General features: G+C 58.0%; 23 protein-coding genes. 5 read left to right on the top strand and 18 right to left on the bottom strand.

The window, feature by feature from the left end; translation table 11 throughout:
- Positions 1–15: 15 nt before the first annotated feature.
- The 9 genes from nepI to ivbL all read right to left on the bottom strand — a co-directional run bounded on the left by nepI (position 16) and on the right by ivbL (position 9,150).
- Positions 16–1,206 (bottom strand): purine ribonucleoside efflux pump NepI, encoded by a 1,191-nt coding sequence (gene nepI, locus C0560_RS00400; RefSeq protein WP_100778248.1) that lies wholly within the window; start codon positions 1,204–1,206, stop codon positions 16–18.
- Positions 1,207–1,330: 124 nt separating this feature from the next.
- On the bottom strand, positions 1,331–1,783 hold the full coding sequence (locus tag C0560_RS00395; protein ID WP_123429732.1) for a DUF1198 domain-containing protein: 453 nt from the start codon (positions 1,781–1,783) through the stop codon (positions 1,331–1,333).
- Positions 1,784–1,940: 157 nt separating this feature from the next.
- Positions 1,941–3,332, bottom strand: a complete 1,392-nt coding sequence (gene uhpT, locus C0560_RS00390) for a hexose-6-phosphate:phosphate antiporter (protein ID WP_100778250.1) — start codon at positions 3,330–3,332, stop codon at positions 1,941–1,943.
- 137 nt (positions 3,333–3,469) lie between these two features.
- Positions 3,470–4,798 (bottom strand): MFS transporter, encoded by a 1,329-nt coding sequence (locus tag C0560_RS00385; protein ID WP_181827077.1) that lies wholly within the window; start codon positions 4,796–4,798, stop codon positions 3,470–3,472.
- Positions 4,799–4,807: 9 nt separating this feature from the next.
- Positions 4,808–6,307, bottom strand: coding sequence for a signal transduction histidine-protein kinase/phosphatase UhpB (uhpB, locus tag C0560_RS00380; RefSeq protein ID WP_100778252.1), 1,500 nt, complete (start codon positions 6,305–6,307; stop codon positions 4,808–4,810).
- Entirely contained in the window at positions 6,304–6,897 is a 594-nt protein-coding gene (gene uhpA / locus C0560_RS00375) for a transcriptional regulator UhpA (protein WP_095280027.1), read from the bottom strand. The genes uhpB and uhpA overlap by 4 nt, the downstream gene beginning before the upstream one ends.
- 72 nt (positions 6,898–6,969) lie before the next feature.
- Positions 6,970–7,257 (bottom strand): acetolactate synthase small subunit, encoded by a 288-nt coding sequence (gene ilvN / locus C0560_RS00370; RefSeq protein ID WP_100778253.1) that lies wholly within the window; start codon positions 7,255–7,257, stop codon positions 6,970–6,972.
- A gap of 3 nt (positions 7,258–7,260) precedes the next feature.
- A complete protein-coding gene (gene ilvB / locus C0560_RS00365) occupies positions 7,261–8,949 on the bottom strand; it encodes an acetolactate synthase large subunit (protein ID WP_100778254.1) in 1,689 nt (562 codons plus the stop codon).
- 102 nt (positions 8,950–9,051) lie between these two features.
- Positions 9,052–9,150, bottom strand: coding sequence for an ilvB operon leader peptide IvbL (gene ivbL / locus C0560_RS00360; protein WP_100778255.1), 99 nt, complete (start codon positions 9,148–9,150; stop codon positions 9,052–9,054).
- A 524-nt stretch (positions 9,151–9,674) separates the two neighbouring features.
- Here ivbL and tisB point away from each other — a divergent pair.
- Positions 9,675–9,755 (top strand): type I toxin-antitoxin system toxin TisB, encoded by an 81-nt coding sequence (gene tisB / locus C0560_RS00355; protein WP_248860317.1) that lies wholly within the window; start codon positions 9,675–9,677, stop codon positions 9,753–9,755.
- 239 nt (positions 9,756–9,994) lie between these two features.
- A complete protein-coding gene (emrD, locus tag C0560_RS00350) occupies positions 9,995–11,179 on the top strand; it encodes a multidrug efflux MFS transporter EmrD (RefSeq protein ID WP_107704216.1) in 1,185 nt (394 codons plus the stop codon).
- On the opposite strand, the gene C0560_RS00345 is transcribed toward emrD, so the two are convergent.
- Together C0560_RS00345 and dsdC are read right to left on the bottom strand one after the other, a co-directional pair.
- The gene (locus C0560_RS00345; RefSeq protein WP_123429736.1) at positions 11,082–12,170 is read right to left on the bottom strand and encodes a glycoside hydrolase family 5 protein; all 1,089 of its coding nucleotides are present in this window, start codon (positions 12,168–12,170) and stop codon (positions 11,082–11,084) included. The two genes, emrD and C0560_RS00345, sit on opposite strands and share 98 nt — an antisense overlap.
- 86 nt (positions 12,171–12,256) lie before the next feature.
- Positions 12,257–13,183, bottom strand: a complete 927-nt coding sequence (dsdC, locus tag C0560_RS00340; RefSeq protein ID WP_100778258.1) for a DNA-binding transcriptional regulator DsdC — start codon at positions 13,181–13,183, stop codon at positions 12,257–12,259.
- Positions 13,184–13,397: 214 nt separating this feature from the next.
- On the opposite strand from dsdC, the gene dsdX reads away from it, so the two are divergent.
- Positions 13,398–14,735, top strand: coding sequence for a D-serine transporter DsdX (gene dsdX, locus C0560_RS00335; RefSeq protein ID WP_102105110.1), 1,338 nt, complete (start codon positions 13,398–13,400; stop codon positions 14,733–14,735).
- Positions 14,736–14,752: 17 nt separating this feature from the next.
- Positions 14,753–16,054: a D-serine ammonia-lyase gene (dsdA, locus tag C0560_RS00330; protein WP_248859382.1), complete on the top strand. Its 1,302-nt coding sequence runs from the start codon at positions 14,753–14,755 to the stop codon at positions 16,052–16,054.
- Here dsdA and C0560_RS00325 read toward each other — a convergent pair.
- From C0560_RS00325 to C0560_RS00305, 5 genes are all read right to left on the bottom strand, one after another.
- On the bottom strand, positions 16,040–16,501 hold the full coding sequence (locus tag C0560_RS00325; protein ID WP_129035795.1) for a regulator: 462 nt from the start codon (positions 16,499–16,501) through the stop codon (positions 16,040–16,042). The genes dsdA and C0560_RS00325 overlap by 15 nt on opposite strands.
- Positions 16,502–16,858, bottom strand: coding sequence for a DUF202 domain-containing protein (locus tag C0560_RS00320; RefSeq protein ID WP_107702572.1), 357 nt, complete (start codon positions 16,856–16,858; stop codon positions 16,502–16,504). It lies immediately after the preceding gene.
- Positions 16,848–17,195: a YidH family protein gene (locus C0560_RS00315; protein WP_100778263.1), complete on the bottom strand. Its 348-nt coding sequence runs from the start codon at positions 17,193–17,195 to the stop codon at positions 16,848–16,850. The genes C0560_RS00320 and C0560_RS00315 overlap by 11 nt, the downstream gene beginning before the upstream one ends.
- Before the next feature lie 77 nt (positions 17,196–17,272).
- On the bottom strand, positions 17,273–18,595 hold the full coding sequence (locus C0560_RS00310) for a 6-phospho-alpha-glucosidase (protein WP_181827072.1): 1,323 nt from the start codon (positions 18,593–18,595) through the stop codon (positions 17,273–17,275).
- The gene (locus tag C0560_RS00305) at positions 18,592–20,208 is read right to left on the bottom strand and encodes an alpha-glucoside-specific PTS transporter subunit IIBC (RefSeq protein ID WP_184957400.1); all 1,617 of its coding nucleotides are present in this window, start codon (positions 20,206–20,208) and stop codon (positions 18,592–18,594) included. Before C0560_RS00305 ends, C0560_RS00310 begins: the two co-directional genes overlap by 4 nt.
- Before the next feature lie 221 nt (positions 20,209–20,429).
- Between C0560_RS00305 and C0560_RS00300 the strand changes: the two genes are divergently transcribed.
- Positions 20,430–21,176, top strand: coding sequence for a GntR family transcriptional regulator (locus tag C0560_RS00300; RefSeq protein ID WP_248859381.1), 747 nt, complete (start codon positions 20,430–20,432; stop codon positions 21,174–21,176).
- Here the strand turns inward: C0560_RS00300 and C0560_RS00295 are convergent.
- Both C0560_RS00295 and ibpB read right to left on the bottom strand, forming a co-directional pair.
- Positions 21,144–22,805 carry a putative transporter gene (locus C0560_RS00295; protein ID WP_123429741.1) on the bottom strand — a complete coding sequence of 554 codons (1,662 nt, stop codon included), beginning with the start codon at positions 22,803–22,805 and terminating at the stop codon, positions 21,144–21,146. The two genes, C0560_RS00300 and C0560_RS00295, sit on opposite strands and share 33 nt — an antisense overlap.
- Positions 22,806–22,996: 191 nt before the next feature.
- Positions 22,997–23,425, bottom strand: a complete 429-nt coding sequence (gene ibpB, locus C0560_RS00290) for a small heat shock chaperone IbpB (protein ID WP_100778267.1) — start codon at positions 23,423–23,425, stop codon at positions 22,997–22,999.
- Positions 23,426–23,434: the final 9 nt, after the last annotated feature.

Raw genomic sequence — 23,434 nt, 5'->3', positions numbered from 1 at the left:
GAGGATATGCCAGACTTACTGCGCCTTGACCTTCCCCGCCACCAGCAGTGCCGTCAGCAGCATCAGCGTGCCAGACAACACCAGCGGCGACAGCAGCCCCAGATTATCCAGCGCATAGCCGCCAATCGCCGCGCCGCAGGTGTTTGCCAGCTGAATCACTGCCACCTGAATCGACCCGGCTTTTTCCGCCTGATCGGCAAGGGAACGGGTGATCCACGTTGACCAGCCCACCGGCACCAGCGCAAAAGCAAAGCCCCAGATAATCGCAATGGCCGACGCCACCCACTTGTCACTTCCCCACAAAATCAGCACCACGGCGCTGACTGCCAGCACCAGCGGCGCACCTGCCAGGGCGAATTTAAGAGAGCGCTTCAGGAACTGCGCCGACAGGGATGTGCCGACAAAACTCGCAATACCAAAACTCAGCAGCACCAGCGTCAGGCCATCCACATCAAAACCGGCCATGGTCATAAACACCGGGCGGATATAGGTGAAAAAGGCAAACTGTCCGGCAAACGCCATAAAGATGGCGGTCATCCCCGCCAGCACACCGGGGCGTTTCAGCAGGCTGAACATATTCTGCTTGTGATGCGCCGCTTCGCCCGGCAGGGACGGCAGCGCCTTCCACACCCAGAAAATACACAGAATGCCCATGATCGCCGCGCCGTTAAAGACGTTACGCCAGCCGATAATGCCGCCCAAAAAACTGCCCAGCGGTGCGGCAATCACCAGTGCAATCGAGACGGCGCCGAAGATCACCGAGAGCGCTTTCGGCACTTTGCGCGCGGGCACCAGACGCATGGTCAGCGAAGCCGACATTGCCCAGAATCCACCCAGCCCCAGCCCCAGACAGGCGCGGCCCAGCAGCAGCAGGGTAAAGTTATCGGCAAAGGAGACCAGTACGCAGGAGAGCGTGAGCAGAACCGCAAACAGGATCACCACTTTGCGGCGGTCGATGGTGCCGATTATCTGGGTGATAAACAGGCTGGAGAACATGGCGACAAACGCCGTGACGGTGACGGACTGGCCCGCCACTCCTTCGGAAATCCCCAGATCCTGCGCCATCGGCGTCAGCAGGCTGACCGGCAGAAACTCCACGGTAATCAGGCAGGCGACGCAAAACGCCACGGAGAAAACCGCCGACCAGTTAGGTCGCAGGACCTCACCGGTATGGGCTGTGGGCGTGGAGTGGATCTGTTCTGTCATGGCGTCACCTGAGGATAAAACTGCGGGAAAGTCGCGCAGTTTATCATCAAAACTGTGACGGATTTAACGTTTTGACAACTTTTGTTGAAATCTGACCTTCACCGACAGACAGCCAGCATGGGGCTCAGTGCAGGAAAAAAACGCCCTCTTCAGGCAGGAACAGGCGGTTGTAGCGCAGCTGAAAAGCGTTGAACTCCTGCGGATCGGGGTCTATTTCGCGCATAAATCCCAGCGCCAGGCGGATCTGCGCGTCGGTAATCGGCGCGGCAAGACGCGCTTTACGCAGTAGTCGATGCCAGGTATGCAGATTCTCTTCGCTGCCGTCGACGATGCAGACCTGCCAGATCAGCAGCACCTGCGCGGCATTTTGCAGATGGGCTTCGTCCGGGCGCTCCAGGTAGCGGATAAACTCACTGCCTGCGGCTTTACCACACTGGTCAATCATCGACTCCAGCGGAACAGGCGTAATCCCTAAGCGTTCGCTCAGTCGTTTGATCGCCCGACGCGAATCAGACGTCAGAATGCGAAACCCGACAACAAACACCACAACCAGGGTGGCCAGCATTATCCAGACCATGCGTTCTCCTTAATAATAGCCGCTCATGATATCGGGAAACGCGCCGTTGTCGACAGCGTAAAACATGCTGAAAGGGATCGGAAAAAACAGGGGCGGGAATGAAAAAAGCCCGGCACATAGCCGGGCAAAAAAGTTACCTGCACAATCACTCAAGCCATTAGGCCGCTTTCAGTCGTTGAATGCGTTTTTCGCGGCGAATTTTGCGCTCTTCCATCACGGCAACCATCGCCATCAGGCAGATACAGGCGATAGCTGCGGCGTCCAGCGCGGCGAAGGTGCCCGCCCAGCCGGTCAGGCCGAAGATCGGCGTGCCGTCGGCGATCATCCCGAGACCCAGCTTGGCAAAGCTGTCGCCGATCAGATAGGCGAAGGTGCCTTTGATCCCATCGGCAGCGCCGATCGCTTTTTTCGGCACAAATCCGACGGCCGCGACGCCAATCAGCAGCTGCGGGCCAAACACCAGGAAACCGAGCGCAAACAGGGAGGCGAGATAGACGTACTGGTTGCTGGCGTGCTGATACACACCCAGCGTAGCGATAATCAATGCCAGCGCAACGCAGGCCACTAGCGCCCGACGACCGTTTGCCAGATCCGACAGCCAGCCCCACAGCAGCGTTCCCACCAGCGCGCCCACTTCAAACAGGGTAAAGCCCTGGATCGCCACCTCTTTGGAGAGTTTCAGCTCCTGGAAGGCGTACACGGTAGACCACTGGTCGATGCCGATGCGCACCACGTACAGGAAGATGTTGGAGAAGCAGAGCAGCCAGATGACTTTGTTTTTCAGCACATACTCAACGAAGATCTGCCATTTGGTCATCGACTCGTCTTCAGCGTCTTTGTCTTCTTCACTCAGCTCTTCGCCAAACAGCTCTTCCGCTTTGCCCAGACCGTAGGATTCCGGGGAGTCGCTGCCGTAGCGCAGGCCGATAAAGCCAACAATCAGCGCGATAATGGACGGGAAGATGAACATGCCGATCACATGGCCGTCGAACAGGACATTTGCCCCGAACAATGCCACGCCTGCCGCACCCGCCCCACCGAGGTTATGGGAGATGTTCCACATACCAAGATAAGTGCCGCGCTTACGACGTGGCGTCCATTTGGTGATGGTGGAATAGCTGCACGACCCGCCGGTGCTCTGGAAGAAACCGCTCAGGGCATAGAAGGCGATCATCATAAACAGGCTGACGGAGCCTGCGCCCATGCTGGCGCTAAAACCGAGCATACAGATGGCGGAGAGGATCAGCATAAACGGCAGGAACTGCTTGGTATTTTTACCGTCGGCGTAGTACGAAACCAGGGTTTTCCCCACCCCGTAGGTGATGGAGAAACCGAGGCCGATCATCCCCAGCTGCGTCATGCTCAGCCCGTAGGTGGAGATCATGTCGTTCTGGGCGATGTTGAAGTTTTTGCGGATCAGGTACATGGTCAGGTAGCCGATGAACACCACCAGATAGGACTGCATGAACGGCTTGAACCACATTTTGCGCCGCATCTCGAGCGGCAGATCCAGGGTCGGCTTGCGCACCTGGTTTAGAAAGGCCAGCATCAAAAACTCCTGATATGAATACCTGCGAATGGCAGGCATTGTAAAAATCAGCAGTCGCATTGGCCTGAGACAGCGTCCAGGCGAAACCGGGAAAATTTCCTAGTTTTGCCCCACTCGGAGCAAAAAGGTGAGGCGCATCACGCTTCGTTGACCTCACGCGGGGCCTGAGCGTTCAAAAACGGCAACAGCAGCAGGGCGGAAATCCCCGCCGCGATAGCGATCACCGCGAAAAAACCGCTCCAGTGCCAGATGTCGATGACCCGCGCCAATGGCCAGCCGGACAGGGACGCGCCAAGATAGGCAAACAGGCCGACAAAACCGGTCGCCGCCCCCGCCGCCTCTTTGTGCGAGCACTCCGCTGCCGCCATGCCGATCAGCATTTGCGGGCCGAAAACGAAGAATCCGGTGGTGAAGAAGCACGCCGCCTGCATCACGTAGCTGGCAAAAGGCATTAGCCACAGCGAGCCAACGGAGAGCAAAATTCCGGCGGCGAAAATCAGGTTCATCGGGCCACGGTTGCCGTTAAACAGTTTGTCCGAGCCCCAGCCCGCCACCAGCGCGCCGATAAATCCGCCCAGCTCAAACATGGTCACCGCCGAGTTGGCGGTCACCAGATCGACGCCGAGCGTCTCGGACATATACAGATTTCCCCAGTCGTTGATCGCCGCACGCACCACGTACACCAGCACATAGCACAGGGACAGCAGCCAGATATACGGGTTCAGCAGCACATATTTGGTGAGGATCTCTTTGCGCGTCAGCCCCGCCCCTTCCTGCTGCTGGGCGATCTCCATCTCATCGTGACGCCAGTCACCCACCGGCGGCAGGCCGACGGTTTGCGGGCGGTCGCGCAGACGCCAGCAGAGAAACAGCCCGGCGAAAATGGCCAGGGTTCCGGCGATCATCATCCCGGCGCGCCAGCCGTAGTGTAGCGCCGCCGCGCCCACCACGATGGGGATCAGCGCCCCGCCGACGTTATGGGCAGTGTTCCAGATTGCCCACCAGCCGCCGCGCTCGTTGCGGGAGAACCAGGCGGTGAGCAGACGCGCGCAGACGGGCGCGCCCCAGCCCTGGAAAAAGGCGTTCAGCGCCCACAGCAGGGCGAAGGCCCACAGGGAGGTGGAGAAACCAAACAGGATATTGACCACTCCGGTTGCGATCAGCCCCATCCCCATAAAGTAACGGGCGTTGGAGCGGTCGCTGACGATGCCGGAGAAGAATTTCGACAGACCGTAGGTGATGTAAAACAGCGTCGCCAGCAGGCCGATGTCCGTGCGCGTCATCACGCCGCTGGCGAGGATTTCGGGCGCAGCGGCGTTAAAACTTTTACGGGTGAAATAGAACAGCGCATAGCCCAGCCAGATGGTGGTCAGAATATGACGTCGCCAGTAGCGGTAACGCGCATCTCTTTCGCGTTTATCGCCAATGGGGGCGGTATTCGCTGGCGTTTTCAGAAAGGTAAACATGGTCGGTCCTTACGTATAACGCAGCGGCAAATTCACGCTGACGCGCGTGCCGTGGGTACAGGAGATCGTCAACGTTCCGCCAAGCGCCGTGACGCGCTCGCGCATTCCTGCCAGGCCAAATCCCTGCTGCCCGGAGCCGGGCGGCAGACCGCATCCGTCGTCTTCGAGAACCAGCATCAGGCGCTCGTCCTGCTGCCAGCCCTGGAGCGTCACCGCGCTGGCACTGGCGTGTTTGACGATATTGTTCAGCCCCTCCTGACAGACGCGGAACAGGGTGACGCGCTGGCTTTCGCTCAGGAGTGTCTCGTCGATAGCCCAGTCGAGATGGCTGACGATCCCGCGATCTTCCAGCTCCATCTCACGCATCAGGGAACGCACCGCCTGCTCAAGGGATAAATCATCTAACTGGCGTGGACGCAGGCGTCCCAGCAGTCGTCGCACGGAATCGTACACCCCGAGAGAGAGCTGCTCGATGTGCGCGCCGCCCTGCCGGACGCCGGGATTTTCCGGGGCCAGCCGCTGAACGATACCCGCCTGAGTGCGGATGGCCGTGATGGTCTGGCCGATATCATCGTGCAGTTCGCGCGCCACTTCCTGCCGCACATTTTCTTCGGTTTCCAGTAACCGCTCCGCCAGGCGTCGATTGCGGGCCAACTCGTTTTGCAGCGACTGGTTCAGCTCGCGCAGACGCTGTATACCCGCGCCCAGCAGCAGTCCGGTCAGGCTTTGCGCCAGCAGCGAGAGGAGTAAATCAACGGGATGATCGTGCCACGTCTGGCTGGCAATCAGGGCGATGGCGTTCATCAGGGTAGCGATCAGCGCCCCCTGCCAGCCGTAATGCCAGGCCAGCGCGATAATCGGCAGCGCCAGACAAAACGGCGTAAAGCGGGAGAGTTCCGCAGGCAGACCCAGCTGAAGCCACAGGCTGACCACAAACAGCAGCAGATACCAGATAAGGTGCCGCGCGCGCCAGTTCACCGGCTGGGAGACCAGCGCCGGGCCGAGCGGCTGCCAGACAGTGCTGGTGAGATAATGCCAGATGACGAGGCACGTGGGCGCAAGCGTCAGGCCGCCGGTCAGCGTCAGCAGGAGCGCCGTCAGGGTGTCGGGTTTGCCGATCCACGGCAGGGATTGCAGCAGCGCAGCGGCAATCAGCGCCGCCCCCTGACGCAGCAGCGTGCGCCAGTCGCGCTGATGGCGGTAGCGGGAAATCAGCGCCACCGGCAGCAGCGTCAATACGCCCCCGATCATCAATAAGGGGAGATGCGCCAGTGCCACTTCCTGCGCCAGCCAGACCAGCATGATCCACTCGGCCCCCAGCAAAACCGGCCAGTAGCCGCGCGGACATTGCAGCATCAGCCCCAGACGCAGGCCAAACGGGAAGAGCAGCACCGCCAGCTCCGGGCGCTCGACCAGATGCAGGCTAATACTCCACAGACAAAACCAGGCGGCCGAGAAGATAAAAAAGCTGGCGACGACGGAGACCAGCCGCGAGAAGTACGGGCTCATTGCCAGCCGTCAAACATGCGGCGGGCCAGCTCGACATCGTTACTGACGCCGAGTTTTTCCATCAGATTGGCGCGATGAACGTGAACGGTTTTGGGCGACAGGCCCAGCTCGACGGCAATCTCTTTCACCGCCATCCCCTGGGCGAGCTTTTCCGCCACCTGACGCTCGCGTTTTGTCAGCGGGTCCTGGCGTCCGGCGGCCAGTTTAATGGCGATATCCGGCGTGAGGTAACATCCGCCCGTCGCGACGGTGCGCACAGCGGAAATGAGTTCGTCGGGGCTACAACGTTTGGAGAGAAACCCTCGCGCACCGGCGTTGAGCGCCTGTTCTACCAGCGCCGGGCTGTCGTGAACAGAGAGCATAATGGTCGCCATTCCTTTCGGCAGCTGGCTGAGCAGCTCAAGCCCGGAGAGATCCGGCATTGAGATATCGCAAATGCAGACCTGCACGCCACGCCCCGGTAATCCGGCCAGCGCCTCGCGGCCTGAACCGAATTCAGCCACGACCTGAAAATCTGCCTCCAGGCTCAGCAACTGGGCAAAACCGGAGCGGACGATAAGGTGATCGTCGATAAGGGCAATGGTGGTCATGTGGCATTCCTGGCGGATAAAAAACGCGCTTACCTTAACGATAAGCGCGTTGCCGTTCAAGCCTTGAGCGATTTACTCGAAAAACACCGCAATTTTATTAAACATGGTCGGATCGGACTGGTTGCGGACCACTTGGGTGACATCTTCCAGTTTGTCGATTTGGGCAATCATCTGCTCGAGGCGCTGATCGTCGTTCACGAGGAGCCAGATGCGGCTATGATCGCTGCCCTGAATCGGCAGACAAAGAATGCCTTCCACGTTAAATGCGCGGCGCGCGAACAGGCCGCAGACGTGGGTCATGACGCCAGGGTGGTTGCGGACGGTGAGTTCGAGAATGACGTTATCATATTGTTTTTGCATGGCTTATTCTCCCACCATCTCAGTATTCGCCGCACCCGGCGGGACCATTGGATACACTTTTTGTTCTGGATCGATGCGCACGTGAATCAGCGCCGGGCCAGGGCGGGAAATCGCCTCCTGCAGGGCGGCTTGCGCGTCCTCGGCGGCGTTCAGATCGCAGGTGTGCAGGCCAAAACCGGCCGCAATCTGCATAAAGTTGATCATCCCCGGGTAGGTCGCCGCAAACACGCCCTGCTTGTAGAACAGGCTCTGCTGCTGATGCACCAGCCCCAGCGCTTCGTTGTTCATCAGAATGATTTTCACATCCAGCTGGTTTTCAGCCGCCGTCGCCATCTCCTGAATGTTCATCATCAGGCTGCCGTCACCGGAGAAGCAAATCACCTTCCGATCCGGATTCGCCAGCGCAGCGCCCACGGCGGCGGGCAGGCCAAAGCCCATGGTGCCTAAGCCGCCGGACGTCAGCCACTGACGCGGACGGTTCAGCGGGTAAGCCTGGGCGGTCCACATCTGATGCTGGCCGACGTCGGTGGTGATAATAGCGCTGTCGTCCACGCAGGAGGCGACGGCGTTAATCAGGCCGTAGTGGCTCAGCGGGTCGCCTTCGGTCGGGATGGCGCTCGGGAACTCCTGCTGCAGCTGAGCAACCAAATCGCACCACTCGGCGTTGTCGGTGGCGTGGGTTTGGGGGATTAACTGGGCCAACACCTCGCCCACGTCACCCTGAATCGCCACATGCGGCTGCTTGATTTTGCCAAGCTCTGCGCGGTCGATATCCACGTGAATGATTTTCGCGTTCGGGCAGAACTGCTCAGTTTTACCAATCGCCCGGTCATCAAAACGTGCGCCAAGAACGATCAGCAAATCAGACTCTTGCAAAATAAAGTTGGTGCTGCGCGCGCCGTGCATCCCCAGCATGCCCAGCGACAGCGGGTGCGCTTTCGGCAGCATTCCCAGCGCCATTAAGGTCATGGTGGTGGGCAGATTGGCTTTTTCGGCAAATTCACGCACCTGTTCTGCGGCGTTGATCGCCCCGCCGCCCAGATAGAGCACTGGCCGTTTCGCGGCGTTGATCATCGCGGCGGCGTCCTGCACGCTCTGGGCGCTGAATTCCGGTGCGGGGGCACGGCCACCCGGCTCCGGGAAGGTTTCGATGTCGATTTCAGCGGTTTGTACGTCCTTAGGAATGTCTATCCACACCGGGCCTGGGCGGCCGGATTGCGCAATGCGGAACGCATCGCTGATCACCTGAGGTAACTCGGCGATGTCGCGAACTAAATAGTTATGCTTGGTGATGGGGATAGAAATACCGTAGGTGTCGACTTCCTGAAACGCGTCGGTGCCGATCATCGACGAAGGAACCTGGCCGGTAATACAGATCAGCGGAATGGAGTCGAGGCGCGCGTCGGCAATCGCTGTGACCAGGTTGGTGGCACCCGGCCCGCTACAGGCCATACAGACCGCAGGTTTGCCCTGCGTACGCGCCATGCCCTGCGCGATAAAGCCTGCGCCCTGCTCGTGGCGCGCCAGAACGTGGCGGATTTGCGTGCTTTGACTTAACGCGTCATAGAGCGGCAGGACCGTACCGCCCGGGATCCCCGAAACGATGCTGATACCCTGACGTTCCAGTAAGTGAACGATTAATTGCGCGCCCGTAAAACGCGTCTTGCCTGATGTTGTGCCCGAACTTGCCATGCTCCAGTCCTTTTGTTCTGAGCCGACTTTCCGGGAGGTTTAAACTAAAAACCCCGCCGGTTTGCGCCGGCGGGGTTTTGGATTCGTGTGTTGATCCAGTCCCTACGGCGCATTGCCGACGACCACCACCACACGTACGACGACCACTGCGGCAGGTTGCGCAGTTTTTAGTAGGGTCGACGCCATCATGGAAGTTGTCATTGAGGACCTGTGTTTAGAATCATTGATAGAATTTATACAAACACAGGATTCGGTGCCTGACAATGGAAATATTTTCATCCACCCAAATTTGCGTCAGGGATCACGTTTCGTTTGTAAGAGAAATAAAAACAAAAAACCCCGCCGGAGCGAGGTTTTTTTTCAGGGTTTGCGGTTGGTTTCCGCGAACACACTGTGTTACGTCAACGCAAGAAGTATACGCGATCGGCCACGAACGCGCAATTTTAGCTCTCTTTTTTGACGAATATGAGTATGGATCAGCCTTCCGAATTTGTCGACAAAATACTGTTCATGCATCCAGTGTTTATCTATACTGAGTTTGTTCGCAGTGCGTATTGGGGGCCGCAAGCAGTACACCGGCGCAAAGAAGTCCTGGCTGAAACGGGTGGTGCCGTCAGTGCCTTAACCCCCAAATGAGCACACTGTGTTACGTCAACAAAGGTGCTGGCAACAGGCGGCGGAGAGGTACGCCAGCATCGTGCTCCTTCTGCCAGAAGGAGGCGCGTATGGGCGTCGTGGATATGGTTATTCTTATCCTGAGACTCATTGTTGCGGTACTGCAACTGCTTGACGCTGTCCTGAAATAACTCCGGTGATTCAGGGTCAAGTCGCACCAAAGAGGGGCGGGCAACCGCCCCTCTTTAACATCTGCACACTGGCAACATAAGTTGCCGATATCGTTTACAAATCCTGCCTGCTTCTGCTCAATCATTCACCCCAGAGATGCTTAAATTGTCATCTCGTTGTGGTAGATTCCTCGCGCATTTACGGGAATGCGCAGTCACTTATTCTTTATTTCTCTCTTTTTGCAAAAGTATTCAGCGACATGAAAAAGCAAAGGAACGTTAATTTACTGTTGATGCTGGTGTTACTGGTGGCCGTCGGTCAGATGGCGCAGACCATTTATATTCCGGCGATTGCAGACATGGCGAAAGCGCTCAGCGTGCGCGAAGGTGCGGTGCAGAGCGTGATGGCCGCCTATCTGCTGACTTACGGCGTCTCGCAGCTGTTCTACGGTCCGCTGTCTGACCGCGTCGGGCGTCGCCCGGTGATCCTGGTCGGGATGACCATTTTCATGATCGCCACGGTGATCGCCATAACCACTCACAGCCTGACGATCCTGATTGCCGCCAGCGCCCTGCAGGGCATGGGGACCGGCGTCGGCGGGGTGATGGCGCGTACGCTGCCGCGCGATCTGTACGAAGGGACACAGCTGCGTCATGCCAACAGCCTGCTGAATATGGGGATTCTGGTAAGCCCGCTGCTGGCACCGCTGATTGGCGGCGTGCTGGACAGCATCTGGTCGTGGCGCGCCTGCTACGCTTTCCTGCTGGTCCTGTGCATTATCGTCACCTTCAGCATGGCGCGCTGGATGCCGGAAACACGCCCGACGGGCGCACCGCGCACCAGGCTTATTGCCAACTACAAAACGCTTTTCGGCAACGGCGCGTTCACCTGTTACCTGCTGATGCTGATTGGCGGCCTGGCGGGGATTGCTGTGTTTGAGGCCTGTTCCGGCGTGTTGCTGGGTGCAGGTCTGGGGTTAAGCAGCATGGTGGTGAGCATTCTGTTCATTCTGCCGATCCCGGCGGCATTCTTCGGCGCATGGTTTGCCGGTCGCCCGAACAAGCGTTTTTCCACGCTGATGTGGCAGTCGGTGATGAGCTGCCTGCTGGCAGGGGTGATGATGTGGGTCCCAGGCTTACTGGGTGTGATGACCGTCTGGACGCTGCTGATCCCGGCCGCCCTGTTCTTCTTCGGTGCGGGAATGCTCTTCCCGCTCGCGACCAGCGGCGCGATGGAGCCGTTCCCGTTCCTGGCAGGAACCGCAGGTGCGCTGGTGGGCGGCCTGCAAAACATCGGCTCCGGCGCGCTGGCCTGGCTCTCCGCCATGATGCCGCAGACGGGTCAGTCTAGCCTTGGCCTGTTGATGACCCTGATGGGGTTGCTGATTTTACTGTGCTGGCTGCCGCTGGCGTCGCGCGAGCCGCATCACGAGCAGACGATTTAATCACATGATGGCCCGGCTTCTCATCGGGCTTTTCACACACCGGTGCAAGCATCGCCTGCAGCAGCGGTTCCGGCCCTGGTCGCCACGCCCCCTCCTCGCCGTCATAAAACTGGAAATCCGCGTTAATGGCGTAAGGGATTTTGGCTTTTTGCAGTTCGCAGGCCATAAAGCTGGCGAAAGCCATCTGCGGTGCCGTTGGGGTAACGCGGCTGGATTCACCCACGCCCCAGCCGCCCACCCAGCTCACATGCCCGGTTTTTTGCTGCCAGCGCAACGCGGTAGTGATCCGGCTGCGAATCATCGATTTCTCCGCCGCCGTGCCTGATGTCCACGGGTATTTTCCGTTGTTCTTGAGCGGTCCCCACGGGAAGATGTGCCATTCGGCCAGCACGTAATTCTGGCTGTGGGCAGGCAGCTTAAGGCTGCCGAGATCTTCCGGTGCCGCGCGCAGGCGCGGAGCGACGAAAATCATGCGTTCGGCATCGATGGCATGAATGGCTTTGATCGCTTTTTCGTAGACGCGGTTAAGGGATGCGAGATTGTGATTGAGCTTGTCCGCCGGCTCGTAGATCAGGTCAAAACCGAGCAGCGGCGAGCTTTTCTCAAAGTAGTGCGCCACGGCAATCCACCAGTTCACCACCTCTTTTTCGTTATCCGCTTTCGGGTCGTTTTTGTATTCATCCGCCTGATAGGCAATCACCGGGATCACGCCGTATTGCTCACAGGCTTCCACCAGCTTGCGCAGATGAATCAGGCGCGCTTCCGTCGGCTCGCCGGCCACGCGGATACGCACGTGGGTAAACCCTTTGGCCTTAAAATCACGCACTTCCAGCGGATCGAATTCGCGAATGCCGCGCTCGGTGCGCGCCCAGTCCACGTCGATGCCCACCCCGAGCTGCTGCGCGTAGCGCGCAGCCGTCAGCGGTGGCTCAGCGGCAGACACCCAGCCAGAGGAGATAATCAGCGCAGCGGCGATCAGGGGCTTTAACACGGTTAACCTTGCGAGAAATCGAAAGCAATATGCTGTATTTAGCACGCTTTTCGCGGTTTGGTGTAGAGGCTACGCGTAATAATTCTTCAACCCACCTGACTTTTCAGCCAGTCGATAAAGGCATCAATTTTCGGCCACTGCCTGCCCGAAAGGGTCGATATGTAGTAGTGCTGATGGCATTTCAGGGCTTTCTCGCCGAAGGGCGCAATCAGCTCCCCGCGATCCAGCCGCTTTTGCACCAGCCGCTGACGCCCCATGGCGACACCCACGTGGTTCATCGCGGCGATAACGGCTAAATCGGAACGATCGAAACCAATGCCCGACGATGGCGGCAAATTCACTGCAAAGTGCTGCGCCCAACTAAACCACTCATCGGTTCCCGAGTCGTTACTCCACGCCTGTCTGTCATGCAGGAGCGTGCAGTGGCGCAGATTGTCTGGGTTTTTAATTAACTCATGTTCGCGCGCGTATTCCGGCGTGCAGACCGGCAGGATCGCCTCGTTCATCAGAAAATGATGGGCGAGCTGAGTGGGCGGCGTATCGTCGAAGTAGAGCGCCAGATCGATACCCGTTCGCTGCATGTTCGGGTAATCATTGCCAGTGAGAATGGTCAGGGAGATCGACGGATAGCGGCGGGAAAAATCCCCGAGCATCGGCACCAGCCAGCACTGGGCAATGCTGGGGCGCGAATAGACGGTCAGGGTGCCGGAAAGCGCCTGATTCTTGATGTCGAGGATCTCCTGGTTCAAGGTATCCAGCGACGATTTGAGGGTCCAGAAAACCCGTTTTCCCTCCTGCGTCAGCTCCACTTTGCGGTGCGAGCGGACGAACAGCTGAATCCCCAGCTCCTCTTCCAGCAGGTTAATGCGATGGCTGACGGCGCTCGGGCTGAGCGACAGCTCTTCCGCCGCCAGCGCGAAGGACTCATGCCGGGCCGCCACTTCAAACGTGTACATTTTTGACAGTTGCCAGCCGTTCAGCAGGCGATTGCCGACCTCATTCGCATCGTTCATGGCGGTTTTTTATCCCCTCAGCCTCGTATTTCTGCCCTCAGAATATCCGTTATGAATGAATTAATGTGAAGCAACGCCGAATAAAGTGCGCTTTTTAGAGCAATGTCACTCACTTGATCCAATCTGCCTCACCTGAACGGCAATTTATATCGTTTGTCAGCCGGTGCCGTTTTTTCGTCCAATAGCCGCAGATTACTTAAGGGTGGGGTGAGATATGGGATCTCAGATGTGGGTTGTGGCGACGCTGCTGGCAAGCATCGTGTTGATTGTATTAACCATCGTAAAACTGAAGTTTCACCCGTTTCTGGCGCTGCTGCTGGCGAGCTTCTTCGTTGGCGCAATGATGGGCATGAGCCCGCTGGATATGGTCAATGCCATCGAGAGCGGCATCGGCGGCACGCTGGGATTCCTGGCGGCGGTGATTGGCCTCGGCACCATTCTCGGCAAGATGATGGAAGTTTCTGGCGCGGCGGAACGCATCGGGCTAACGCTGCAGCGTTGCCGCTGGCTCTCCGCCGATGTGATTATGGTCCTGGTCGGGCTGATCTGCGGTATCACGCTGTTCGTTGAAGTGGGCGTGGTGTTGCTGATCCCGCTGGCGTTCTCAATCGCCAAAAAGACGCAGACTTCGCTGCTGAAACTGGCAATCCCTCTGTGTACGGCGCTGATGGCGGTTCACTGCGTGGTGCCTCCCCATCCGGCGGCGCTATTTGTCACTAACAAACTGGGCGCGGATGTCGGAACGGTAATTGTATACGGTCTGCTGGTCGGGCTGATGGCCTCTCTGGTGGGCGGCCCGCTGTTCCTGAAAATCCTCGGCGATCGCCTGCCGTTTAAACCGGTTCCGGCGGAGTTTTCTGACCTCAAAGTGCGAGAAGAACATACGCTGCCCACGCTGGGCGCCACGTTGTTCACGGTGCTGTTACCGATTGGCCTGATGCTGGTAAAAACCATCGCCGAGCTGAATATGGAAAAAACCGGCTCGCTCTACACGCTGCTGGAATTTATCGGCAACCCGATCACCGCCATGTTTATCGCCGTGTTTGTGGCCTATTACCTGCTCGGCATTCGTCAGCATATCGGGATGAGCGCGCTGCTCAAGCACACGGAAACGGGCTTTGGTTCGATTGCCAACATCCTGTTGATTATCGGGGCGGGCGGGGCATTTAACGCGATCCTCAAAACCAGCGGCCTGGCCGATACGCTGGCGCTGATTTTATCGAACATGCATATGCACCCGATTCTGCTGGCCTGGCTGGTGGCGTTAATTCTGCATGCGGCCGTCGGGTCTGCCACGGTTGCGATGATGGGGGCCACGGCGATTGTCGCGCCGATGCTGCCTCTCTATCCCAACGTCAGCCCGGAGATCATCGCCATTGCCATCGGTTCTGGCGCCATTGGCTGCACGATCGTCACAGATTCTCTCTTCTGGCTGGTGAAGCAATACTGCGGCGCGACCCTGAACGAGACCTTTAAATACTATACAACGGCGACATTTATCGCCTCGGTACTTGCACTTGGCTGCACGTTCCTGCTTTCTTTCATTATCTAAGCGCGAAGAGACGTACTATGGAAAACGCAAACATCACCACCTTAATCGCCCAATATCCTCTGGTAGAGGATCTGATGGCGCTGAAAGAGACCACCTGGTTTAACCCGCGCACCACCACGCTTGCCGAAGGGCTGCCGTATGTCGGGCTGACGCAGGCGGATGTGAAGGATGCCCACGCCCGCCTGGCCCGCTTTGCGCCTTATCTGGCGAAAGCGTTCCCGGAAACCGCGGCCAAAAACGGCATTATCGAATCAGACGTGGTGGCCATTCCCGCCATGCAACAGCGCCTGGCGAAGGAGTTTGCCACGCAGATCAACGGCACTTTGCTGCTGAAAAAAGACAGCCATTTGCCGATTTCCGGCTCTATCAAAGCGCGTGGCGGGATTTATGAAGTGCTGACCCACGCCGAAAAACTGGCGCTGGAAGCGGGGCTGCTGGCGCTGACAGACGATTACAGCATCCTGCTGGAACCACGCTTTAAAGCGTTTTTCAGCCAGTACAGCATTGCCGTTGGCTCAACGGGTAATCTGGGGATGTCGATTGGCATCATGAGCGCCCGCGTTGGCTTTAAGGTAACGGTGCATATGTCTGCCGACGCCCGCGAGTGGAAAAAGGCCAAACTGCGCAGCCACGGCGTTGAAGTGGTGGAGTACGAACAAGATTACGGCGTGGCGGTGGAGCAGGGGCGAAAGGCTGCCGAGAGCGATCCCAACTGCTTCTTTATCGACGACGAAAACTCTCGCACCCTGTTTTTGGGTTATGCCGTGGCGGGTGAGCGTCTGAAAGCTCAGTTTGCTGAACAGGGGCGCGTGGTGGATGCGGATCATCCACTGTATGTCTATCTGCCGTGCGGCGTGGGCGGTGGCCCTGGCGGCGTCGCGTTTGGCCTCAAGCTGGCCTTTGGCGACCACGTTCACTGCTTCTTCGCCGAGCCAACCCATTCGCCGTGCATGTTGCTGGGTGTTTATACCGGTTTGCACGATGAAATTGCGGTGCAGGATTTGGGGATCGATAACCTAACGGCCGCAGATGGTCTGGCGGTGGGACGCGCGTCCGGGTTTGTTGGCCGCGCAATGGAGCGTCTGCTGGACGGGTTCTACACCCTGTCCGATCAGAGCATGTACGATATGCTGGGCTGGCTGGCGCAGGAAGAGGGCATTCGTCTGGAGCCATCGGCGCTGGCGGGTATGGCCGGGCCGGTGCGTGTGCCTTCTTCAGCCAATACGACCCACCTCGTCTGGGCAACGGGCGGCGGGATGGTGCCGGAAGCGGAGATGGCAAAATATCTGGCGAAAGGCCGTCCGTCACGTCTGCCGTAACAGCGTCATCAGCTCTTGCGTCGAGCGGTTGTGCTTTTTCAAATCGCGCATCACTTTCATAAAGGGTGCGCTGTAGTCATAGAACGCCAGATAGCCCTGACACAGCACGTCGTCATTTGCCGACGTGCATAACCGCCGTCCTGCGCACGTCTGGCATTTCAGCAGCCCTTTCTTCTGGCACAGCGCGGTGCCGCACCAGCCGTCCAGTGTGTCGTCGAACAGGCGCACCGAGATCTCCCCGATATCCTGCCGGACCCACATCGCAAAAATCTGCGTTAAGAACTCGCCCCACACCTCCGGCGTTACAGGCTTTTCACCCGCCGTCTGTGGCAAAAAATGGACGTTTTTGTTACCGCTGAGGCGTAACGCTTGATAAACCTTCCCTGGCTCGCGCGCGTTGCAGTTATCGACTACAACCACGCGGGTACTTCCGTGGCATCCTGTCATTCACGACCCTAGAAAAATCAGTATTTGCTGTAAGTGTGTTACAGCAAACAGTAATGCGAGGGAGAGTACTGCGAGAGAGATCAAGAATTTGTCACGCACTGCTTTGGGCTGCGCGAAATCGTTGTGATTCACGTCCATCAGGTTGCGGCTGCGGGTGTAGCGCCAGAGAAGAGCCGCTACCAGTGCCAGCACCACAATCGAGACCCAGAACGGCAGACCGGTGCGGTGCCAGTTGTGTTTAATCGCCAGTGCGATCAGCGCGCCGTAGCCCAGCAGCGTGCGTAGCCAGGCTAGCGATGTGCGTTCGGGCTGCAGGCCGGGATCGGCTTCTCGCCGCGCTTTGCGGCTATCCGCCATAGAACACCAGCACCATGACCGCTGCCGCGACGGCCAGCAATATCACGCTGATCGCCAGCAGGCCGCGCGTGTAGGGCATATCCTGTTTCAGGCGCATCGCCTTTTCATTGCGCAGCCAGCGCAGATAACCGTAGATCGCCAGCACACCGGCGAACAGACACAGCAGCAGGGCCAGCACTTCACGAATCAGGGGCGTGGCGAAATCCGGTGCGAGCTGGTCCAGCCCGACGCCTGCCGCGAGAAACCCCAGCGCGGTGCGGATCCATGCGAGAAATGTGCGCTCATTGGCGAGGGAAAACCGATAGTCAGGCGCTTCGCCCAGCTGGGAAATTTTCATGAAGGCTCCTTGTCGTACCGCAAGCAGGCTTCAGCATAGCGTAAATTGACCGGCATCTGGGATGCCGGTCGGCGGGATTAGTGCAATTCTGGCCAGTAATCTTTGTTGGCCTCAATCAGATCATCGAGGATGGCTTTGGCAACCGAAGCGCTTGGCACCGTTTTAGACAGGGTAATCGCCTGCCAGAGTTTGGTGTAGGAGCGCTCTTCCCAGGCGTCGACCACCAGTTTTTCCACTGCCACCTGCTGGCCCATCAGCCCTTTCTGGAAGTGTGGAATATCGCCCACGGTCAGCGGCTCAGGGCCGTTTTTCCCGACCAGGCAAGGAATTTCGACCATCGCATCGGCGTCGAAGTTATGAATCGCCCCGTTGTTCGGCACAATCAACAGCATCCGCTCCTGAGTGTTGAACGCAATAGCCGTTGCCAGATCGACGATGTACGACGCATGTTCATCGATTTCCAGCTCACCGGCGGAAGATTTCCCCGCTTCGATGATGGCGCGGCAGGAGCTGAAAACATGCTTCTCGCGGTGATCCATCACTTCGTTCGCGCGGGTGCGCTCCGGGTTTGAGTGCGCCACCACGTAATCCGGGAAGAGGTAATATTTCAGGTAGGTGTTCGGCATGGTGTCCGGATCGAGCGCCTGCACGTCTTTTGCTTTCGCGAACGTGTCATTCCAGCTGGCTTCCGTATGGGCATCGTCAGAAGGTGGCACATAACCGTTTTTCGCCACGTACTCGCGCAGTTTCGGCATCAGATCGTTACCGTTCAGATCTTCAATCGACGTCCACCAGCCGAAATGGTTCAGCCCGTAGTAGCGCACGCGCATCTCTTTGCGGTCTTTCAGACCGACGATCTGCGCCATTCGCCCTTCGATGCCAATCGGCATATCGCAGATGTTGAGAATTTTGGCGTGAGGTCGCAGACGGCGGGTGGCTTCAGCAACGATCGCCGCCGGGTTGGAGTAGTTGAGCATCCATGCATTCGGGGAGTATTGCTCCATATAATCCACCAGCTCCAGCACGCCGCCAATGGAGCGCATGCCGTAGGAGATCCCACCCGGACCGCAGGTTTCCTGGCCCAGCACGCCGTGACGTAACGGGATTTTCTCATCCTTCTCACGCATCGGGTATTTGCCGACACGGATATGCGCCATCACAAAGTCCACGTCGGTAAACGCGGTTTTAGGGTCGGTGGTGTAGCTGAATTCGATATCCGGCGCCTGCTCCTGCAGGATGATTTTGCACGCCTCGGCGATGGTCTCCTGACGTGCACCGTCGTTGTCATAAAACTTGAGCGCACGCAGTGGGAAGCGGTCGCGATTCGCCAGCAACATCAGGACGATACCAGGAGTGAAGGTGCTGCCGCCGCCTGCGATAACAACTGAGAATTTTTTCATGATACAGCCTCTGTCATGGTGGATGATGGGTTTGTAGTAGAAGGGGTCATCAGGGATTCAAGCTGGTCGCGCACCTGTGGGACGTGCAGCCCAACAATCACCTGAATACCATTGCCGCGACGCACCACACCGTGGGCGCCAAGGGCTTTGAAAACGTCGTCACTTTGCGTTTTGCTCATATCAAACAGGGCGATACGCAGCCGGGTGGCGCAGTTGTTGATACTTTCGATATTGCCTGCGCCGCCCAGCGCCTGCAGATAGGCGGCCGCCTGGCCAGAGCTGGTGTTCGCCGCAACGGTGGTTTGCCCGCGCGCGGCCTGGTAATCCGCTTTGCTGTAGAGTTTGATTTCGCTCTCTTCACGGCCTGGTGTTTTCAGGTTGAAGCGTTCGATAAGCGTCTTAAAGACCAGGAAATAGAGGGCGGTGAAGCACAAGCCGATGCCAATCTGGGTGAACATCATGGAGGCATGATTGTGGAACATCGGTATCCAGTTCTGCGGGAGGAACTGGTCAAGCAGCCCGCCGCCCATGTTGCCGACCACACCAAAGATATACATCACGGTCGCCATGGTCGCGGCGAGGACCGCGTGAACGGCAAACAGCAGTGGCGAGATAAACAGGAAGGTAAATTCCAGCGGTTCGGTGATCCCCACCAGCATCGCGGTCAGCGTCGCCGGGATCAGCAGCCCCGCCACTTTGACGCGATTTTCCGGCGAGGCGGTGTACCAGAGCGCCAGCGCAATCCCAACGGAACCAAACACTTTCGAGTTACCGTGCAACGCAAAGCCGCCTTCCGGGAACAGGGTTTTCAGCGGCAACGTGCTCTGGCTGAACGCCTGCAAATGCTGCGCCCAGTACACCTGAATACCGCCCTCGACCGCCGCCGGGCCGAAAATAAATGGACCGTAGACGAAGTGGTGCAGGCCCGTTGGGATCAAAATGCGTTCCAGGAAGGTATAAACCCACACGCCCAGCGCCCCGGCGGAGCGTAAAAACGCCTGCAACGACTCAATGCCCATCTGCACTTTTGGCCAGCCGAGCAGCGTCAGCCAGGCACATGGAATCATCACGAAGAAGGCGATGATCACCACAAACGAGGTGCCCTGGAAGATGCCTAAAAATACCGGCAGCTGTTTATCGAAATAGCGGTTGTGGATGGCGGTCACCAGCCCGGAAATCACAATCGCGCCGATAATGCTGGTATCGAGGGTTTTGATCCCGGCAATCATCGCCAGCCCGCTTCCCGCGGTAGGCTCGGCCATAAAGTTCACGCCAAAGAACTGACCCCAGGTCATGCCCATTGCGTTGATAAAGTAGTTCCAGGTCAGGAAGCTAATCAGCACCGCCAGACACGCCCGGCCCTGCGCCTGTTTGGCGAGGCCGATCGGTAAGCCGACAGCGAAAATCAGCGGCATATTACGAAAGACCGCCCAGCCGCCCTCTTCAATGATGTGGACGATTTGGGCAAATAAATGATCGGGTGCCGTTAAGGCCTCGCCCACAAAAAGCGGATTGCGCAGCATGATGGCAATTCCAACCACCATGCCTGCGAAAGGGAACAACAGCACCGGGGTAAACATGGCGCCGCCAAAACGTTGTATTTGACTGAGCATCTTTAAATCCTCATGTAACAACCTGTAGGGGGTTTGGCCTTATTGGTTTTGTGCTGGCCTGAAATGAGAATAAAAATTTACTCAGCGGCTCACACCGCGCGCCGCTGCGTTCCGTGATCGCATTCATGGTTTTAATTTGCCCACTCAGGTCTACTTTCAGTTCAAAATATGGACATGTTAAGACGCGATGCACGACTGAATACGCGCAGAGAGGTCTACAGGTGATCTACAAATCCATTGCCGACAGATTACGTCTGCGGCTCAATTCGTCGGATTACAATGTCGGCAGCCCGCTGCCCGGCGAAAAAGCGCTGGCGCAGGAGTTTGGCGTGGCGCGGATGACCATTCGCAAGGCCATCGATTTACTGGTCGGCTGGGGGCTGGTGGTGCGCCGTCACGGCAGCGGCACCTTTGTCGCGCGCAAGGATGTTCACCATGAAACAACCAATCTGACCGGGCTGGTGGAGGTCTTGCGCCAGCAGGGCAAAGAGGTGCAGAGCCAGGTATTGCAGTTTGAAGTGATGCCCGCCCCGCCCGCCATCGCCAGCCAGCTGCGTATTCAGATTGACGAGCGGATCTACTTTTCGCGTCGGGTGCGTTACGTGGAGGGAAAACCGCTGATGCTGGAAGACAGCTTTATGCCCGTGAAGCTGTTTCGCAACCTGTCGCTGGCGCACCTTGAAGGGTCGAAGTTTGATTACATCGAGAAGGAGTGCGGGATCACCATCAGCGGGAACTACGAGAGCCTGACGCCGGTGCTGGCTGACCGGCAGCTGGCGAATCTGATGAATTTACCGGAACAGACGCCGCTGCTGCGCATTACGTCCTTGTCCTACAGCGACAGCGGCGAGTTCCTGAATTACTCCGTGATGTTCCGCAATACCAGCGATTACCAGGTGGACTACCATCTGCGGCGTATCCACCCGGACGCGATGTTAGCCTATCCCCCAGAACAGCACGGCCAGTAGCTGCGGCGTGATGATGCGCAGGAACATCACCAGCGGATAAACGGTGGCGTAGGAGAGTGCCGCCGCGCCGCTGGTGGCGTGCAGATTGTTGGCGAAGGCCAGCGCCGGAGGATCGGTCATCGAGCCGGCCAGCATGCCGCACAGGGTCAGGTAGTTCATCTTCGCGAAGATTCGCGCCAGAATCCCGACCGTCAGCAGCGGAACCGCCGTGATGATAATTCCGTAGCCAATCCAGCTTATCCCCTCGCCCTGCGTCAGAGTGTGGATAAAGTCGCCGCCAGATTTCAGCCCCACTACCGAGAGGAACAGCACAATGCCCAGCTCGCGCAGGGCCAGGTTGGCGCTTGGCGGCATGAACCAGTACAGCTTCCCGATACAGCCGATACGCCCCAAAATCAGCGCCATGATCAGCGGCCCGCCCGCCAGACCGAGCTTGAGCGCTACCGGGAATCCGGGCACGTAGAGGGGAATTGAGCCAAGCAGCACCCCCAGCCCGATACCGATAAACACCGGCAGCATCTGCACCTGCTGCAATTTTTGCTGCGCATTGCCGACCATATCGGCGACGGCGTCAATGGACGACGGGCGGCCAACCAGATTGAGGATATCGCCAAACTGCAGGCTGGCATCCGGGCTGGCGACCAGTTCAACGCCCGCACGATTCAGGCGTGAGATCACTACGTCGTATCGCTCTTTTACCTGCAGATCGCGGATTTTCTTGCCCAATACCTGCTCGTTGGTGACCACAACGCGTTCCACGCGCATGTCGGTGCCCCGCGTCGAGAGGGAGGTGTCTACCTCCTGGCCGATCACCAGTTGCGCGCTGTGCAGATCGCCGGGCTGGCCGACCAGGTGCAATAAGTCCCCGAGCTGAATCACAGTGCCGGGGGACGGGACCATCAGCATTTCGTCCCGCTTCAGGCGCGAGCAGATGATATTGACGTTGTTCAGAATCGGCACATCCTGAATTGCCATGTGGTTCAGATTGGGGTTTTCGACGCGAATGTTGATGGTTTTGATCAGCATGTGGCCGTTGGTGATCGTGGATTCATGCTTTTTGGCTTCGTCGTCCACGTTGATACGAAACAGCACACGCACCAGCCACATGGTCAGCAGAATGCCGCAAATGCCAAACGGGTAAGCCATCGCATAGCTCATCCCCATCTGATCCACTACGCCGGGCGCAATGCCCAGATCGCGCAGAATTTGCTGTCCAGCCCCCAGCGCAGGAGTATTGGTGACCGCGCCGGAGAAAATCCCCAGAACCACCGGGAGCGGAATATCAAAGATTTTATGCAGAATGGCGGTGACGAGGCCGCCCATGACGACAATGCCGAGAGCAAAGAGATTCAGCCGCAGCCCGGAGACGCGCAGCGAGGCGAAAAACCCAGGCCCGACCTGAATGCCGATGGTGTAGACGAAGAGGATCAGGCCGAATTCCTGAATGAAGTGCAGCATTTCAGCGCTGAGGGTTAACCCAAGCTGATCGGCGAAATGGCCGACAAAAATACCGCCGAAAAGCACTCCGCCAATGCCAAATCCGACACCGCGGATTTTGATATTGCCAATCCACAGCCCAACCACTGCAACCAGGGCCAACACGCTAACCGTTAACGCGATATCACTCATGACCTTTTCCCTGCGCATATCCTTAGTGATTAAGGGGATTCTCGCAGAGGTTATGGGGTTTGTATGGGCGATGGCGCACAAAAAAGCCCCGCGAAAGCGGGGCTTAGTCGTTTGCTTTGCCCGCAGACACTGCCCTTGAGCAGGCCTGCGGGTTTTGTTGGCCGGGAAAGCGCAGCGCCTCCCGACACAAATTAGCTGTTCAGCGCCGGACGTTCGCTGATGGCGATTTTCTGCGGTGCCAGTGCTTCCGGCACATTGCGCGTCAAATCAATGTGCAACAGCCCGTTGGTAAAGGTCGCACCGGAGACTTCCATATGGTCGGCCAGGGTAAAGCTCAGGCTAAACGGCTGAGTCACCAGGCCCTGATGCAGCCACTGGGTCTCGGTTTGTGGTTTTTCCGGCGTCCCTTTCACCGTCAGGCGCGCGCCTTCGAGCTGGATATCGAGATCCTCCTGACGGAATCCGGCCAGCGCCAGCGTGATGCGGTAGTGGTTGTCATCGCTTTTTTCGATGTTGTACGGCGGAAAACTCTGTTGTTCAGCCGTGCTTTGCAGGGCGTTAGCCAGTTTGTCAAAACCAATCCACTGACGCAGCAGGGGGGATAAATCGTAGTTACGCATTGTTAATCT

The organism is Lelliottia sp. AC1 (genome assembly GCF_023278595.1).
GTDB lineage: Bacteria > Pseudomonadota > Gammaproteobacteria > Enterobacterales > Enterobacteriaceae > Enterobacter > Enterobacter nimipressuralis.
Note: the sequence above shows the minus strand (reverse complement) of the source record. Positions and strands in the feature narration are given on the sequence as shown.

Bases quoted from the DNA above. Each gene is read 5' to 3' on its own strand.
- nepI (WP_100778248.1), bottom strand. From the start codon at position 1,206: ATGACAGAACAGATCCACTCCACGCCCACAGCCCATACCGGTGAGGTC.
- C0560_RS00395 (WP_123429732.1), bottom strand. From the start codon at position 1,783: ATGGTCTGGATAATGCTGGCCACCCTGGTTGTGGTGTTTGTTGTCGGG.
- uhpT (WP_100778250.1), bottom strand. From the start codon at position 3,332: ATGCTGGCCTTTCTAAACCAGGTGCGCAAGCCGACCCTGGATCTGCCG.
- C0560_RS00385 (WP_181827077.1), bottom strand. From the start codon at position 4,798: ATGTTTACCTTTCTGAAAACGCCAGCGAATACCGCCCCCATTGGCGAT.
- uhpB (WP_100778252.1), bottom strand. From the start codon at position 6,307: ATGAGCCCGTACTTCTCGCGGCTGGTCTCCGTCGTCGCCAGCTTTTTT.
- uhpA (WP_095280027.1), bottom strand. From the start codon at position 6,897: ATGACCACCATTGCCCTTATCGACGATCACCTTATCGTCCGCTCCGGT.
- ilvN (WP_100778253.1), bottom strand. From the start codon at position 7,257: ATGCAAAAACAATATGATAACGTCATTCTCGAACTCACCGTCCGCAAC.
- ilvB (WP_100778254.1), bottom strand. From the start codon at position 8,949: ATGGCAAGTTCGGGCACAACATCAGGCAAGACGCGTTTTACGGGCGCG.
- ivbL (WP_100778255.1), bottom strand. From the start codon at position 9,150: ATGACAACTTCCATGATGGCGTCGACCCTACTAAAAACTGCGCAACCT.
- tisB (WP_248860317.1), top strand. From the start codon at position 9,675: ATGGGCGTCGTGGATATGGTTATTCTTATCCTGAGACTCATTGTTGCG.
- emrD (WP_107704216.1), top strand. From the start codon at position 9,995: ATGAAAAAGCAAAGGAACGTTAATTTACTGTTGATGCTGGTGTTACTG.
- dsdC (WP_100778258.1), bottom strand. From the start codon at position 13,183: ATGAACGATGCGAATGAGGTCGGCAATCGCCTGCTGAACGGCTGGCAA.
- dsdX (WP_102105110.1), top strand. From the start codon at position 13,398: ATGGGATCTCAGATGTGGGTTGTGGCGACGCTGCTGGCAAGCATCGTG.
- dsdA (WP_248859382.1), top strand. From the start codon at position 14,753: ATGGAAAACGCAAACATCACCACCTTAATCGCCCAATATCCTCTGGTA.
- C0560_RS00325 (WP_129035795.1), bottom strand. From the start codon at position 16,501: ATGACAGGATGCCACGGAAGTACCCGCGTGGTTGTAGTCGATAACTGC.
- C0560_RS00320 (WP_107702572.1), bottom strand. From the start codon at position 16,858: ATGGCGGATAGCCGCAAAGCGCGGCGAGAAGCCGATCCCGGCCTGCAG.
- C0560_RS00315 (WP_100778263.1), bottom strand. From the start codon at position 17,195: ATGAAAATTTCCCAGCTGGGCGAAGCGCCTGACTATCGGTTTTCCCTC.
- C0560_RS00310 (WP_181827072.1), bottom strand. From the start codon at position 18,595: ATGAAAAAATTCTCAGTTGTTATCGCAGGCGGCGGCAGCACCTTCACT.
- C0560_RS00305 (WP_184957400.1), bottom strand. From the start codon at position 20,208: ATGCTCAGTCAAATACAACGTTTTGGCGGCGCCATGTTTACCCCGGTG.
- C0560_RS00295 (WP_123429741.1), bottom strand. From the start codon at position 22,805: ATGAGTGATATCGCGTTAACGGTTAGCGTGTTGGCCCTGGTTGCAGTG.
- ibpB (WP_100778267.1), bottom strand. From the start codon at position 23,425: ATGCGTAACTACGATTTATCCCCCCTGCTGCGTCAGTGGATTGGTTTT.